The following is a 15,178-nucleotide window of genomic DNA, read 5'->3' on the forward strand; positions in this document are numbered from 1 at the left end:
TTCCCCGCTCGACTTGCATGTGTTAAGCCTGCCGCCAGCGTTCAATCTGAGCCATGATCAAACTCTTCAGTTTAAAATCAATAGTGCTTTATTCAAAACACCAAATCTTGGCTCATCAATTTTCTGACATCAATTTCTCAAATAAACTTCGAGTAATTTCTACCATCAATCAATGAAAATAATTTCGATCAATCAACCAGTAAAAATCCACACAAGTTGTTCTTCATAATCTCTTAATGATCTTCTTGCTACTTCGTCAGCAGCAAGCTAGGTCGGCTATATTACTCTCTATCTCTAGAAAGTCAACCAGTAAATCAGATTATTTTTAAACTTATCAAATAAAACCTAACTCAACCAATCTTAACTAAGTTACTGTTTTATCAGAAGTTTTAATCTTCATCACCGCCGATGGATGTGCATTCTACAGTATTTCACACCACGTGCAACCCCCTTTTTCAACAAAAATTACCGTCTGTTTATTTATTCTACAAAAAACCAGTTTTTCTCTATCTTTTGACTAAAAATGGTACAGAATCAGGCACGTTACTTAATATTTTCTTTGTCTTTCTTATAAAAAGCTTCATTACTTTTCTAAATCTGCATATAAACTGATTACTCTTCATATAATTTTTATTTAAATATTCATTATCTTTTATTTTAGCAGCCGCTCATTCTTATCATTTCAAAAAATAATTTTTCATACTTTTAAAACATATCCTCAAGAAAAACCCCGATAAATATCTTTTAGCGAAATATAGATAATTACTTCAAGCTCGTTATTTTCAATAAGTAGTGTCGCAATAATGGTTTCAGCATCGTTATTACTTATGGTTATATTATTGGACCACCAATCAGTGATCACATCAGACGAAAGCAAAGTTATCTCAGTAAAGTCAGACAATATACAAAGCAGAATACTTAAAGAAATAAGTAATCTAATTGAGAAGTAATTTAAGAACTCATTCTAATTTGATTTGAATTATTAAATTTCAGGCATAAAAAAACCGCTTAACGCGGTATCTTTTATCTCGACCATCTTTAAGGAGATGGTCGGAGCAGTAGGATTCGAACCTACGACCCCCTGGTCCCAAACCAGGTGCACTACCAGGCTGTGCTATGCTCCGATTTCAACTTTAAAAGTTGGGGTGAATGACGGGATTCGAACCCGCGACAACTGGAATCACAATCCAGGGCTCTACCAACTGAGCTACATCCACCATCATTTTGATTCTAAAATACCAGGCAACCAAATGGCGCGCCTGACAGGATTCGAACCTGTGACCATCCGCTTAGAAGGCGGATGCTCTATCCAACTGAGCTACAAGCGCTTTACCGATGATACTTATCATCCGCCTTGAAGAATTGGTCGGAGCAGTAGGATTCGAACCTACGACCCCCTGGTCCCAAACCAGGTGCACTACCAGGCTGTGCTATGCTCCGATTCATCTCAGCTTTCGTATCAAGCTAATCGCTTGGTACGGTGTGCATTCTAGGCGCGACGCCCAAAGACGTCAACACCTATATTTAAAAAAAATCAAAAAATCGCTTCAAGCGTATATTTATCAAGCATTTCAGACATTTTTTATACAAATCCTAACGTTTTAGACTGGCACTAAAGTCCAACATCCGGTCAAGTGGTAATTTTGCCCGTTGTGCCAAAGCAGGATCGACATGAATTTCCTGATCACCATGTTGCAACACATGCAGAATACCATCAAGTTCATTCATCGCCATCCAAGGACAATGCGCACATGAGCGGCAGGTAGCTCCCTCGCCAGCAGTTGGTGCTTCAATCAGGATCTTGTCCGGTACAGCCTGCTGCATTTTGTAGAATATACCGCGATCTGTTGCCACAATTAGTCGCTCATTAGGCAAAGTCTGAGCAGCTTTAATGAGTTGCGAGGTACTTCCAACAGCATCTGCAATTTCAACTACAGACATAGGGGATTCAGGATGTACCAGTACCGCAGCATCTGGATACAACGCTTTCATATTGGCAATGCCACGTGACCGGAATTCTTCATGCACAATGCACGCACCATCCCATAGCAACATATCGGCACCGGTTTTCTTTTGAATATAACGACCAAGATGCTGATCTGGCGCCCAAATGATTTTTTCACCTAAGCTATCTAAATGCTCGATAATTTCTACTGCACAGCTTGACGTCACCACCCAGTCCGCACGTGCTTTTACAGCTGCCGAAGTATTGGCGTAAACCACTACAGTATGATCAGGATGAGCATCGCAAAACTTGGTAAATTCATCGACAGGACAACCGAGATCCAGTGAACAGGTCGCTTCTAATGTTGGCATAAGTACAGTTTTATTCGGTGATAAAATTTTAGAAGTTTCCCCCATAAATTTCACACCAGCGACGACCAAAGTGGACGCTGGATGATCGCGACCAAAACGAGCCATTTCCAATGAATCAGATACGCAACCACCGGTGAGTTCTGCCAGTTCCTGAACTTCAGGATCGCAGTAATAATGTGCGACCAGTACAGCATCACGCTTTTTAAGCTCTGCCTGGATCTGTGCAAACTTTTCCTGCTTGGCCTGTTCACTTAACTGATGCTCTTTCGTCTCACCCAGGCGGTCCAAATGTGCCTGCACAATTGATTTGGCTTCATTGGCTATCAGTTTGGTTGCATCATTCATAACAACATCTTCTCTTTTCCTATATGCCTGCCTTACGCCAGACATCCACCCTACATCACATACCGGTCATTTTTGGCAATATGCCTTTTTTTGACCATTCAATAAAAAATTAAAAAGTATAAAAAAGCCTCCAAACGGAGGCTTTTGAATTAAATCAGCATTATGAACGATAGTCCGCATTGATTCGGACATAGTCATAAGACAGGTCACAGGTATAAACCGTATCTTTCGCTGTACCTCGTCCAAGGTCAACACGAATGGTCATTTCTGCCTGAGACATCACTCGCGCACCAGCTTCTTCCGTGTAATCTGCCGCTGCACCACCATCTTTACAGATTTGTACATCATCTAACCAAACCTGAATTTTTGCAACGTCTAAGTTTGCCACACCAGCATAACCAATCGCAGCCAGGATACGCCCCCAGTTTGGATCAGAAGCAAAGATCGCTGTTTTCACCAGCGGAGAATGGGCAATACTATAGGCAATATCACAACATTCTTGTGTATTCGCCCCACCCTCAACTGCCACAGTGATAAATTTGGTCGCGCCTTCACCATCACGTACGATCAATTGAGCCAAACGTTTCATGGTACGTGTAAGTACTTCAAGAACTACTGCATAACGTGGATCTTCAGTAGAGCTAATTTCAGCACCGCCCGCCTGTCCAGTCGCAATAAAAATACAAGAGTCATTGGTTGAAGTATCGCCATCAATGGTAATACGGTTGAATGACACGTTCACTGTTGTAGATAGCAACTGTTGAACCAGTTCACGGCTAATCGGTGCATCGGTGGCTACATACCCTAACATGGTCGCCATATTTGGACGAATCATGCCCGCACCTTTAGAAATACCAGTCATGGTATAGGTGATGCCATCCATTTCGAACTGTTCAGAAGCACCTTTTGGTGTGGTGTCTGTGGTCATGATCCCAGTCGCTGCATCTACCCATGCATCATCACACAATGAGTCTAGTGCTGGCTGTAAACCGCTCAATAGGCGCTCCATTGGTAGTTGCTCACCAATCACACCTGTTGAGAATGGAAGCACTTGCTCTGGTTTTACGCCAGCAAGCTCAGCAAGCTTTGCACAAGTTGCTTCTGCATTTGCCATACCGGTTGGGCCTGTACCAGCATTGGCATTACCCGTATTAATCACTAAATAACGTGGTTTGCCTACTGTCAAATGTGCCTTAGACACATGAACCGGTGCTGCACAAAAAGCATTCTGGGTAAATACCCCTGCAACATTGGAGCCTTCAGCCAGTTCAAATATCACCAGGTCACGTCGGTTCTGATAACGCACATACGCTTCTGCCGAACCAATTTTTACCCCTTTCACCACATGCATCTGTGGCATAGATACGTCACCAACTGCCATTTTAAAATGTCCAATATTGAAGTTTTAGAAAAATACAGCTTAGTTGATCTGAGACAAAAAATCGAGCCAAAGCCTGATAGACGCTCACTTTTCTTATGGTTTTTCACAATAAAAAACCAGCATAGTGACTGGTTTTATTAAGCTCAGCAAAACTTAGTTTTTTGCCAGCTGGGCAGCTTCATTTAGCAATGCTTGTTTCGCCTGTTGCTGACTAGTCGTGGACAATGCCGGATTAGATGCCACAATACGATCAGCATTGGCTGCATTGGCAGCAGTAATTGCAGCAGTTTGTAGTACAATCGGACGGTTCGGATTGGCAAAGGTATAACGGATACCTGTACGAGGGCTTTCCACAGTCACCTGACCGCTTGCATCTACCTGAACAGGTGCAGTCGTTGGGCCAATGGCTTGTTTGACTTTATCTACAGTTGTGGTTTCTGAAGCTGCAAAACTCAATGTAGGGATTGCCAAAGCAGCAATCATCAACGGTTTTAATACTTTTTTCATTGTCTGTCCGCAATTTGATGTCCAATGAGCAACTAAATAACACTTAATGTTATGGACTGCAATTCAAAATGTGCTTTTGAAAAACTTTTTCACATAAAAAAATCAGAGCCCTGGAGCTCTGATTTTTTATATCACTTAAATTTTACCGTGACACTGTTTGTATTTCAGACCTGAACCACATGGACACGGTGCATTACGACTTGCAGGCGCTTCAAATACCGGTGCAACTGAAGTTGTATTGGCATTTTGCAGGGTATGATCTTCTTCCCCACCCTCCAGCAGACTGTCAAATTCCTGATGAGACAACTGGATACGCATTGCTTCAGCCTGAGCCTGTTGCTGTGCTTCCATCTCAGCCAGTTCTTCAGCAGTTGGTACATGGATACGGGACAGGTCCATCACCACATCAGATTTGATCACACCCAGCATATTCACAAACAGGTTGTACGCTTCTTTCTTGTATTCCTGTTCCGGATTTTTCTGTGCATAACCACGTAGATGAATACCTTGACGCAGGTAATCCATCGCAGCCAGATGCTCTTTCCAATGACGATCCAGAGAATTCAACAGGAAGTGACGTTCCAAAGTCGCTGCCGATTCAGCACCCATCTGTTCACGACGTTCGCGGTAGCGATTAATCACTTCATCGGTAATACGTTCAACCAGACCTTCTTCATCCAGACGACGGTCCTGTTCTAACCATTGACCTATTGGTAATTCGAAGTTCAGGTCTTCTTTCAATGCCTGTTCTAGACCTTCAATATCCCACTGGTCATGAATAGATTCTGGCGGAACATAGTTCGCAATCATGCCTTTCATGACATCGCGGATCATTTCTTCGATGTAATCTTGTAGCGAGCTTTCGGCCAGAATGTCATCACGTTGAGAATAGATAATCTTACGCTGTTCGTTATTTACGTCATCGTATTTCAACAGGTTTTTACGAATATCAAAGTTACGCGCTTCAACTTTACGCTGTGCATTTTCAATTGAGCGCGATACCATCTTGTGCTCAATCGCTTCATCTTCTTGCAGACCCATGGCACGCATCATGGCAATGATACGGTCACCTGCGAAGATACGCATCAAGTCATCTTCAAGTGACAGATAGAAACGGGATACACCCGGGTCGCCTTGACGGCCAGCACGACCACGCAACTGGTTATCGATACGACGCGATTCGTGACGCTCAGAACCAATAATATGCAAGCCACCTGAGGCCAATACGGCTTCATGGTTATCTTCCCATTCAGCTTTCAAGCGAGCTTCATCTTCAGCTGTTGGATTTTCAATTTTAGCGAGTTTGGCTTTCCAGTTACCGCCCAGCAAAATATCGGTACCACGACCTGCCATGTTTGTTGCAATGGTTACTGCACGTGGTGCACCAGCTTGGGCAATAATATCTGCTTCACGTTCGTGCTGTTTTGCATTCAGAACTTCGTGCTGAATGCCCGCTTCTCGCAATTTATCAGAAAGAATTTCAGAAGCTTCGATAGTCGCAGTACCAATTAGAATCGGTGCTACACCAGCTTCATGAACACGTTGAATCTCCTGAATAATGGCGTTGTATTTACCTTCACGATTCAGGTAAATCAAGTCATTCTGGTCATTACGGATCATTGGACGGTGGGTTGGAATCAGCACCACATCCAGACCATAAATTTCTTTCATTTCCGCAGCTTCAGTATCCGCTGTACCGGTCATACCAGACAGTTTTTTATACAGACGGAAATAGTTCTGAAAAGTTGTAGTTGCAAGCGTCTGGTTTTCAGGCTGGATTTCCAGACCCTCTTTCGCTTCTACCGCTTGATGCAGACCTTCAGACCAGCGACGGCCCGGCATGGTACGACCCGTGTTCTCATCAACAATGATGACTTCACCTTCATGGATAATGTAATGCACATTGCGTTGATACAGGTAATGCGCACGAATTGCCGCAGTCACGTGGTGCACAAGATTCAGGTTAGATGCTGAATACAGACTCTCGCCTTCAGCTAGTAAACCCATAGAGATCAGTTCATTTTCAACAAATTCAAAACCGGTTTCGGTGATTTCTACAGAACGCTGTTTTTCATCAATCCAGAAATGACCGCCATCCGGCACTTTCTCTTCTTTTTGCGGATGTAATTTTGGTGGAATACTATTGATTGCAGAATAAAGCTGAGAAGAGTCTTCACTTTGACCAGAAATGATCAATGGTGTACGTGCTTCATCGATCAGGATCGAATCGACCTCATCGATAATCGCATAAGTCAGACCACGCTGCTTTTTCTCTGCCAGCGAGAACACCATGTTGTCACGCAGATAGTCAAAACCGAATTCGTTATTGGTACCGTACGTGATATCGGCTTTATAAGCTTCAGCTTTTTCTGCCGGGTTTTGCATGGAGTAAATGATACCAATGCTCAAACCCAAGAATTCGAATAATGGACGGTTTAACTCAGCATCACGCTGTGCCAGGTAATCGTTCACAGTAATGACATGTACGCCCTGACCACTTAAAGCATTCAGATAACAGGCCAAGGTACCCATTAGGGTTTTACCTTCACCAGTACGCATCTCGGCAATTTTGCCTTCATGCAAGGTAATACCACCGATCAGCTGTACGTCGTAATGACGCATTCCCATAATACGTTTACCTGCTTCACGGCAGACCGCAAACGCTTCAGGGAGTAATTTATCTAGACTTTCGCCGTTATTATATCGTTGTTTGAATTCTTCAGTTTTTGCAGATAAGTCTGCATCGCTTAGGGCTGATATCGTCGGCTCGAGCGCATTAATCTTGTCTACGATTTTACGCATGCGTTTGAGTTCGCGCTCATTTTTGGTACCGAAGATTCCTCCGATCAGACTTGCCAACATGAATAGACTCTCTAAATCTTGCTTGTCAAATGAATATGTTCTTAGTCGTTTATTATGGTGCTAGAAATTTGAACTACAAGGGTTTTAATAAAAAAACCTTATTCCAGCTTCCAGCCCGGAGATCTAAGGCAACGTAATGTAGCAAATTTTGAACACGCAATATAGTAAAATGCATGGCTGTTTGATTCAAAAGCAGATAGATGGATTTTATCTTTATGCACTTTTGCTCATAAGAAAAGCTAAAAACGCTATTTTTAATTATAAAAAAACTGGTTCATATTAGTTTTATCCAAACCAATAACAGAATTTTGAGGCACATATCATGACTTTACGTTTAGGCGATACCGCACCGAACTTTGAACAACAATCAAGCGAAGGTCTAATTAATTTCTATGACTTTTTAGGTGATAGCTGGGGCATTCTGTTCTCGCATCCAGCGGATTATACGCCAGTATGTACCACTGAACTTGGCTTTACCGCAAAGCTTAAAGATGAATTTGAAAAGCGTGGTGTAAAAGCTATCGCCTTATCCGTAGATGATGTGGATTCGCATCATGGCTGGATCAAAGACATTAATGAAACTCAAAATACCAGCGTGAATTTTCCGATCATTGCAGATCAGGACCGTAAGGTGTCTACCCTATATGATTTTATTCATCCGAATGCCAGTGAAACACTGACCGTACGTTCTCTGGTGATCATTGATCCGAACAAGAAAGTGCGTCTGATCATCACTTACCCCGCATCGACTGGTCGTAACTTCCATGAAATTCTACGTGTGGTTGATTCACTTCAGTTGACTGATAACCATAAAGTGGCAACGCCTGCCAACTGGCAACAGGGCGATGATGTAGTAATTGTTCCTTCATTGAAAGACGAGGAAGAAATCAAACAGTGCTTCCCTAAAGGTTATAAGGCAGTAACTCCTTACCTGCGTTTAACGCCCCAGCCTGAGCAAAATTAAAAGGACTCCTTTTTAATTTTGCGCAAGACAAACGAAGTGCGTAGTAAAGGATCAGCAAGGCACTGCCTTGCCCTGAGGAATATTCCGCAAGAAGACGAGAAGCTATGCTTCGCATTAAAGCTAAAGCGTTGCTTTAGTTTTTCGCAAGACAAGCGAAGCGCGTAGTTTCCAAATAGAAACCATGTTCCGTCCTGAGGAATATATTCCGTAAGAAGACGAGAAGCCATGCTTCAAGCGGTAAACTAAAGCCGAGTTGCTCATTAAACTAAAATTAAGCTGTAATCAACTCTCCACCATGGAAATGAAGATAGTCAAAATCATAAATATTCATTTCCATGTTTTGATTAAAACCCATTGACGAGCCGGGTTATCGAGCTTTCTATTAAGCCTGTCTTCAGACAGGCTTTTTTTTTGTGAAAAGTTTTATTCTGTTTAAAATAGTGATTAAAACTACAATTCAGAGCACCATGAAAAATTATTATTCATTTTTTATCGTTTCTATCTTTGCCTTAGCTGGTTGTATGACTACACCTGCCTTACCAGAATATCAGCGTCCTGCGCATTGGGGACAGGAAATTCATCAACAATATAATTTCTATCAGATTAGTAATGAACTCTATCGCAGTGAACAGCCCAGCCATGAACTGAAGCCTTTGTTGAAACAGTATGACATTGATGTGGTCATTAACCTGCGTTCACGTGATAAAGATTCGGAAATACTCGACAATGAAAATCTCAAGCTGAGACATATACCCATCCATACCTGGGCTATGCAACGTGAAGATTTACTCAAGGTGATGCAGTTGATTCAGCAGGCACGGCAAAATAATGAAAAGGTATTATTACACTGCTATCACGGTTCTGATCGTACCGGTGCTAGTGTAGCCATGTACCGGATTATTTTTCAGAACTGGAGTATTGATGATGCGGTAACAGAAATGAAACATGGCAGTTATGGTTTTCACAGTATCTGGCGCAATATTGAAAAATTATTTACCCCTGAAAATGTAAAATGGATCCGAGAGCAACTCACGGATCCATCTGTTTAAAGCAGACTTAAATTAACGTTTATCTAAAGGCACCCAATCGTTAACCCAAGCTGATTTCATGTTCAGACTGGCATCAGAGGCGATTTTCTTACGGATCGCATCAGCTGCTTCACGGTCTTTCGATGGACCCACCATAATCCGTATTCCTTTTGAGGTTGGGCTCTTGGTCACCTTATAGCCTTTGGCACGCAGTTTTGCTGCAATCGCATCAGCATTGGCTTCATTGGCAGCTAGTGCCACCTGAACCATCCACTGCTTGTCATCTTCGCCTTCCAGCAACTTACGTGCTTTTTCAGCTTCAGCCTTTTTCTTGGCTTCTTCAGCTTTACGTTTTTCCTCAGCCTTACGTTTCTCTTCGGCAGTTTTTTGTTCAGCCTCTTTCTTCTCAGCCGCTTTACGCTGTTCTTCTGCTTTCTGCTGTTCGGCTTTACGCTTTTCTTCCGCCTTACGTTTTTCTTCAGCAGCCTTGCGCTCAGCCTCTTTCTTCTCAGCCGCTTTACGCTCTTCTGCCTTGCGCTTTTCCTCTGCAGCTTTACGCTCAGCTTCTTTCTTCACAGCATCAGAAGAATGTTGCTGCTGGGTTAAATTCTGCTGCTCAAGCCTTTTTTGCGCGGCCGCTTTGTCTTCGGCTAAACGTTTCTGTTTGGCCTGTTCATCTTCTACCAGTTCTGGCGGAATATTGTCTGAGCTTTGCTGGCCCATACGGTGTGCATTTAGGGCAGCATATTCTTCAGCAGCCTTACGTGCTGCATCCGCTTCAGCCTGCTGTTGCATCGCCAGGAATTCTGCTGCACGTGCTTCCTGCTCAGCTACGGCCTTTTCACGGTCACGGCGCTGCTGCTCCAGAAGACGTTTTTCAGTTTCAACATCTACCGTCAATGAACTCGGACCACCTACATCCCGACTTTCTACCTGAGCCGGCTGTTCCGGCACATTCACACTATGATGATCAATTTCTGCTTTGCCTTTCAGGAGTAATGCTGCCAATAAAACACCACCACCTAATAAAACAACGCCTCCCATCCAGCGTTGTTTGTTATTCATTGACATTCTTCCAAATACTCCCATACCGCTTCTAACGTATGAAATGAACCACACACCAAGATCAGCTGATTATTATTCGTTTCATCCAGCGCTGATTGAAAAGCTAATTTAACATTGTTATAGGTTTCCACCGCTTGCCCAGCTAAAGCATCAGTCAATACCGACAGCTCTGCTGCACGTGGAACATTTAACGGTGCAATTTTCCATAATCGGATACTGTCTTTCAATAACCCGACTACAGAATTTATATCTTTATCACCTAACATCGAAAAGACACAGACTACTTCCGAAATCTGCGAATGATGATTTAAATAGTGACTTAACTGTTTTAACAGGAATTCGACCCCATGCGGATTATGCCCGGCATCAAATATCACAGTTTTATTTGTAATTTCACGAATCTCAAAACGACCTGGCAATTTTGCCGTCTGAATTCCTTGTGCAATGGCTTCCTGACTGACTTCCAGACCACTCACCAGAATTGCTGCAACAGCTGTCGAGATATTATCCAGTGCCAATGAACCTGTCGGAAGTTTCAGTGTTGTCCCGGAAGATGCAAAGCCCCAGGATGCACCATCTTCAAAGGCTTCATAAAAATAATCACGATTGATGGCATATAACGGCGCTGTACATTCGGCAGCCTTATCTAAAATCGCTTGAGGAATGTCCTGCTGTCCACCAAAAACCACCGGAATATTTGGACGGATAATGCCGGCTTTTTCAAAGGCAATTTTTTCAATGGTATCACCGAGCCAGTCGGTATGGTCCAGACCAATATTGGTAATCACTGCAACGTCTGGATTGACGACATTGACCACGTCCAGACGCCCGCCCAACCCTACTTCCAGCACCCATACATCACAAGCTTCATTTTTAAAAATAACAAAGGCAGCGAGTGTGGTTGCTTCGAAGAAAGACAGGCTCAAACCACATTCGCGGCGAGCCTGATCAACTTCAACAAAAGCATCTACCAGCAACTGATCTTCAACTTCAATACCGCGTAGCTTGACGCGCTCATTAAAGCGATACACATGCGGGGATTGATACAGACCCACTTTCAAACCTTGTGCATTTAGAATGGCGGCCAAGGTGGTCGTGGTCGAACCTTTGCCATTGGTTCCAGTAACGGTCAGCACTTTGGCTTCACGCTGTGTAACGCCCAGCTTTTCAGCGACTGGAATGACGCGCTCCAGACCTAAATCAATACCCGTAACGTGAACATGGCTCCAATAATCGAGCCATGTATCTAAAGAATCTGTTGCTAAAGGTGCTGCTGTGTTCAAGGCAAATTCATCAATTTCGTGACAATACGATAGACTGTATCACGTAATGCATGACGGTGAACAATTTGGTCGATCACACCATGATCAAGCAAATATTCTGCACGTTGGAAAGGTTCTTCCAGCTTTTCACGTACTGTTTGTTCGATGACACGTTTACCCGCAAAACCGATCATTGCTTTCGGTTCAGCAATATGCACATCACCTAACATAGCCAGAGATGCAGTTACACCACCATAAACCGGATGGGTAAGCACGACTACGTATGGCAGACCTGCTTCTTTCAGACGCTGGATTGCAGCTGATGTACGAGCCATCTGCATCAAAGACAACATGCCTTCCTGCATACGTGCTCCACCTGAAGCGGCAAAACAGATCAATGGCTGTTGCAGTTCAATCGCACGTTCAGCGGCTTGCACAAAACGGTCACCCACCACAGTACCCATTGAACCGCCCATGAAATCAAATTCAAAAGCAGTTGCAATCATTGCTACGCCTTTCAGCTGACCTTGCATCACAACTAAGGCTTCAGTTTCGCCAGTTTTTTTCTGCGCTTCCGACATGCGGTCTGGATAGGCTTTGCTGTCGACAAATTTTAATGGATCTTTTGCCTTAAATTCCTGACCCATTTCTGTCTGTACCTGGTCAAAGAACCAGTTCAGACGGTCACGTGCCTTCATTCTCAGATGTTCATCACATTGTGGACAAACATAGGCATTAAATGACATCGCGGTACGTGTCACCAAAGCATGACATTCTGGACACTCAATCGTTGGCTCAGTAAACGTCGCCTTAAGCGCGGTTTGCTCATCAGGAACATCAATACCTGGAACTGTACGTTCCGTCCATGGGGTCGATGGGCTCAGAATTTTGCCTGATTTGACTGGTTGACTCATACTAACTCATCGAGCGCTGCTCGAAGCTCCTTGACTTTATTCACCGTTTCGACAACGGCTTGTTCTGGCGCGAGCGTTGCAAACTGCTTCACGAACGCACTTCCTACAATCACTGCATCGGCAGCAACACCCATCGCTTTCGCAGATGCAGCATCACTGATACCAAAACCAACGCCAACAGGAACATCTGTCTCGGTCTTAATTTTCTGAATGCGAGCGGCAGCTTCAGATACATCTAAAGTTGCTGCACCGGTCACCCCTTTTAGTGACACATAGTAAATAAAGCCGCTGGCCTGTTTTACCACGTGCTGAATACGGGCATCGGTTGAAGTTGGCGCCAGCAGGAAGATTTGATCCATGTCGTATTTTTGCAATACGATTTTCAAATCATCTGCTTCTTCAGGTGGCAGATCCACCAGAAGTACACCATCGACTCCACATTCATGAGCATAAGCCACGAACTTTTCATAGCCAATCACTTCAACAGGGTTTAAATAACCCATCAGAACCACTGGAGTTTCATTATCTTTCTGACGAAACTCTTTCACCATTTCCAGAGCATTCAGGGTATTGGTTCCGCCTGCAAGTGCACGTTCAGCAGCAAGTGCAATCACGGGACCATCCGCCATCGGATCTGAAAATGGAAGACCCAGTTCAATCACATCGACACCAGCATCTACCATTTGATGGAGCAGAGGTACAGTCACCTCAGGATGCGGGTCACCAGCCATAACATAAGAAACTAAAGCTTTACGCTGTTGAGATTTAAGTTGTCCAAATCGTGTGGCTAAACGTGACATAGGGTTGTGCGTTCCTTAACGTGTTTTCAAACTTGAAGCGTTGACTATTGTAGAAATACAAGACACCGCATTGTAACGCTATTTTTTGTTCATTGAACAGTACACAGCGAAGCGGTATTGTATTTCATTTCCTGCGCGAAGATTTCAGAACAACCCGAAAGACAGTATTTACGAATATTTTGATTTTTTTCTCAATGATCAAAGATGACTAATTTCGCTATTCTGTAAAATATTGAATGTTTAGATAAACTTATTTTTATCACTAAAAACTGAATAAAAACACAGGTGTTAGCGCATATATTTAAAGTTTTCTGAAATTGCAAAACCTGCTTTATACTACGCGCACTTTTTTACTTTTCTATCTCCTATGCAGACTGATTCAGAAGCTACAGTGCAGGCACGGGCCATTGCACTGTTGCCGCTTATTGTATTTTTAACAATCTTTTTAGGCAGCGGGATTTATCACACCATGATTGGAACCGAGTTCGCGTTCTATCAGGTGAAAGCGCCTGTTGCTGCCCTGCCTGCGATTATCTTGGCTGCATTAGTGTATCGCGGCAAACTCAACCAGGGCATTGAAGAATTTCTTAAAGGTGCCAGTCACCCTAACCTGATTCTGATGTTCATGGTGTTTATGCTGGCGGGAGCATTTGCCAGTGTCAGCAGTGCCATTGGCAGTGTCGATGCCACCGTGCAAATGGGTCTATCGGTGATTCCACCAGAATTAGTCTTGCCGATGCTATTTATTATTTCGGCATTCATTGCCACCGCAATGGGTACCTCAATGGGGACGATTGCTGCCTGTGCACCGATTGCCTTTGGCTTTACTCAAGCCACGGATATTACCGTGATTCATGCCATTGGTGCGGTCGTCGGCGGTGCAATGTTTGGTGATAACCTGTCGATGATCTCGGATACTACGATTGCAGCGACCAGCAGCCAGAAAGTCCAGTTACGGGACAAGTTCCGGGTCAATGTCTGGATTGCGGTGCCGGCATCAATTGTCACTATTGCGATTTATTTCTTTCACACTAGCACAACAAGCGGCGTGGAATATAAGGAGTTTAACTGGCTATTAGTCCTGCCTTATATTGCGGTTTTTGTTTTAGCCTTTAGCCGTTTACACGTTCTGGCTGTACTGACCATTGGGGTGCTACTTTCCGGCTTGTTTGGCCTGTTTGCCACAGCCGAATTTGATCTGCTCAAACTGAATAATTCAATCTATGATGGTTTTGTGGGAATGTTTGAAGTCGCTTTGCTGTCGATGTTCCTCGGTGGTTTGTCCGCCATCATGCAACGTGAAGGTGGCCTGCGCTGGCTGATTGAACGCATCTATGCGCTAACCCGTTTATTTAAAGTTGGCCGTCAACGTGCCGGTGAAATTGGTATCAGTTTTCTGGTAATTTTTTCGAACCTGTTTGTGGCCAACAATACCGTGGCGATCATCTTGTCTGGTGATATGGCACGTGAAGTGGCAAAAGAATATGGCGTTGATCCAAAACGATCTGCTGCCTTGATGGATATTTTCTCTTGCGTAGTTCAAGGTCTGATTCCTTACGGCGCACAGCTATTGCTGGCCTGTTCGATTGCCAAGCTGTCTCCGGTAGAATTGATTGGTGGCGTTTATTATTGCTGGATTCTGGCGATCTTTGCAGTACTGGCAATTGCGTTTAGGTTTCCCCGAGTCAAAGCAAATGCTTAAGCAGTAAAAGTAAAAATCAGCGATCCTTATGG

General features: G+C 43.7%; 11 protein-coding genes and 4 tRNA genes. 3 read left to right on the forward strand and 12 right to left on the reverse strand.

What is annotated here, in order from left to right; all coding sequences use genetic code 11:
- Positions 1 to 1,047 precede the first annotated feature (1,047 nt).
- The 8 genes from F899_RS12865 to secA all read right to left on the reverse strand — a co-directional run bounded on the left by F899_RS12865 (position 1,048) and on the right by secA (position 7,411).
- Positions 1,048 to 1,124, reverse strand: a tRNA-Pro gene (locus F899_RS12865).
- A 17-nt stretch (positions 1,125 to 1,141) separates the two neighbouring features.
- Positions 1,142 to 1,217: transfer RNA gene (locus tag F899_RS12870), tRNA-His, on the reverse strand.
- Positions 1,218 to 1,251: 34 nt separating this feature from the next.
- Positions 1,252 to 1,328, reverse strand: a tRNA-Arg gene (locus F899_RS12875).
- Between the two features lie 35 nt (positions 1,329 to 1,363).
- Positions 1,364 to 1,440, reverse strand: a tRNA-Pro gene (locus F899_RS12880).
- A gap of 153 nt (positions 1,441 to 1,593) precedes the next feature.
- Entirely contained in the window at positions 1,594 to 2,661 is a 1,068-nt protein-coding gene (gene nadA / locus F899_RS12885; RefSeq protein ID WP_004891531.1) for a quinolinate synthase NadA, read from the reverse strand.
- Positions 2,662 to 2,821: 160 nt separating this feature from the next.
- Positions 2,822 to 4,042 carry a bifunctional glutamate N-acetyltransferase/amino-acid acetyltransferase ArgJ gene (argJ, locus tag F899_RS12890; protein WP_004891528.1) on the reverse strand — a complete coding sequence of 407 codons (1,221 nt, stop codon included), beginning with the start codon at positions 4,040 to 4,042 and terminating at the stop codon, positions 2,822 to 2,824.
- Positions 4,043 to 4,195: 153 nt separating this feature from the next.
- A complete protein-coding gene (locus F899_RS12895) occupies positions 4,196 to 4,549 on the reverse strand; it encodes a hypothetical protein (protein WP_004891526.1) in 354 nt (117 codons plus the stop codon).
- 135 nt (positions 4,550 to 4,684) lie between these two features.
- The gene (gene secA / locus F899_RS12900) at positions 4,685 to 7,411 is read right to left on the reverse strand and encodes a preprotein translocase subunit SecA (RefSeq protein ID WP_004891523.1); all 2,727 of its coding nucleotides are present in this window, start codon (positions 7,409 to 7,411) and stop codon (positions 4,685 to 4,687) included.
- A gap of 322 nt (positions 7,412 to 7,733) precedes the next feature.
- On the opposite strand from secA, the gene F899_RS12905 reads away from it, so the two are divergent.
- On the forward strand, positions 7,734 to 8,375 hold the full coding sequence (locus F899_RS12905; RefSeq protein WP_005223168.1) for a peroxiredoxin: 642 nt from the start codon (positions 7,734 to 7,736) through the stop codon (positions 8,373 to 8,375).
- Positions 8,376 to 8,842: 467 nt separating this feature from the next.
- Positions 8,843 to 9,424, forward strand: a complete 582-nt coding sequence (locus tag F899_RS12910) for a dual specificity protein phosphatase family protein (protein WP_171063864.1) — start codon at positions 8,843 to 8,845, stop codon at positions 9,422 to 9,424.
- Positions 9,425 to 9,436: 12 nt separating this feature from the next.
- On the opposite strand, the gene F899_RS12915 is transcribed toward F899_RS12910, so the two are convergent.
- The 4 genes from F899_RS12915 to trpA are packed head-to-tail and all read right to left on the reverse strand — an operon-like array spanning position 9,437 to position 13,444.
- Entirely contained in the window at positions 9,437 to 10,468 is a 1,032-nt protein-coding gene (locus F899_RS12915) for an SPOR domain-containing protein (RefSeq protein WP_005223170.1), read from the reverse strand.
- Entirely contained in the window at positions 10,465 to 11,751 is a 1,287-nt protein-coding gene (gene folC, locus F899_RS12920) for a bifunctional tetrahydrofolate synthase/dihydrofolate synthase (protein ID WP_005223171.1), read from the reverse strand. The genes F899_RS12915 and folC overlap by 4 nt, the downstream gene beginning before the upstream one ends.
- The gene (gene accD / locus F899_RS12925) at positions 11,748 to 12,644 is read right to left on the reverse strand and encodes an acetyl-CoA carboxylase, carboxyltransferase subunit beta (protein WP_004816134.1); all 897 of its coding nucleotides are present in this window, start codon (positions 12,642 to 12,644) and stop codon (positions 11,748 to 11,750) included. Before accD ends, folC begins: the two co-directional genes overlap by 4 nt.
- Positions 12,641 to 13,444, reverse strand: coding sequence for a tryptophan synthase subunit alpha (gene trpA, locus F899_RS12930; protein WP_004891514.1), 804 nt, complete (start codon positions 13,442 to 13,444; stop codon positions 12,641 to 12,643). Before trpA ends, accD begins: the two co-directional genes overlap by 4 nt.
- Before the next feature lie 367 nt (positions 13,445 to 13,811).
- Here trpA and F899_RS12935 point away from each other — a divergent pair, with 367 nt between their 5' ends.
- A complete protein-coding gene (locus F899_RS12935; protein ID WP_005223172.1) occupies positions 13,812 to 15,146 on the forward strand; it encodes a Na+/H+ antiporter NhaC family protein in 1,335 nt (444 codons plus the stop codon).
- Positions 15,147 to 15,178: the final 32 nt, after the last annotated feature.

It is taken from the genome of Acinetobacter sp. CIP 101934 (assembly GCF_000369585.1).
In the GTDB taxonomy this organism is placed as follows: domain Bacteria; phylum Pseudomonadota; class Gammaproteobacteria; order Pseudomonadales; family Moraxellaceae; genus Acinetobacter; species Acinetobacter schindleri.

What these genes read in the sequence shown, in the direction of transcription:
- nadA (WP_004891531.1), bottom strand. Translation starts at nt 2,661, where the DNA reads ATGAATGATGCAACCAAACTGATAGCCAATGAAGCCAAATCAATTGTG.
- argJ (WP_004891528.1), bottom strand. Translation starts at nt 4,042, where the DNA reads ATGGCAGTTGGTGACGTATCTATGCCACAGATGCATGTGGTGAAAGGG.
- F899_RS12895 (WP_004891526.1), bottom strand. Translation starts at nt 4,549, where the DNA reads ATGAAAAAAGTATTAAAACCGTTGATGATTGCTGCTTTGGCAATCCCT.
- secA (WP_004891523.1), bottom strand. Translation starts at nt 7,411, where the DNA reads ATGTTGGCAAGTCTGATCGGAGGAATCTTCGGTACCAAAAATGAGCGC.
- F899_RS12905 (WP_005223168.1), top strand. Translation starts at nt 7,734, where the DNA reads ATGACTTTACGTTTAGGCGATACCGCACCGAACTTTGAACAACAATCA.
- F899_RS12910 (WP_171063864.1), top strand. Translation starts at nt 8,843, where the DNA reads ATGAAAAATTATTATTCATTTTTTATCGTTTCTATCTTTGCCTTAGCT.
- F899_RS12915 (WP_005223170.1), bottom strand. Translation starts at nt 10,468, where the DNA reads ATGAATAACAAACAACGCTGGATGGGAGGCGTTGTTTTATTAGGTGGT.
- accD (WP_004816134.1), bottom strand. Translation starts at nt 12,644, where the DNA reads ATGAGTCAACCAGTCAAATCAGGCAAAATTCTGAGCCCATCGACCCCA.
- trpA (WP_004891514.1), bottom strand. Translation starts at nt 13,444, where the DNA reads ATGTCACGTTTAGCCACACGATTTGGACAACTTAAATCTCAACAGCGT.
- F899_RS12935 (WP_005223172.1), top strand. Translation starts at nt 13,812, where the DNA reads ATGCAGACTGATTCAGAAGCTACAGTGCAGGCACGGGCCATTGCACTG.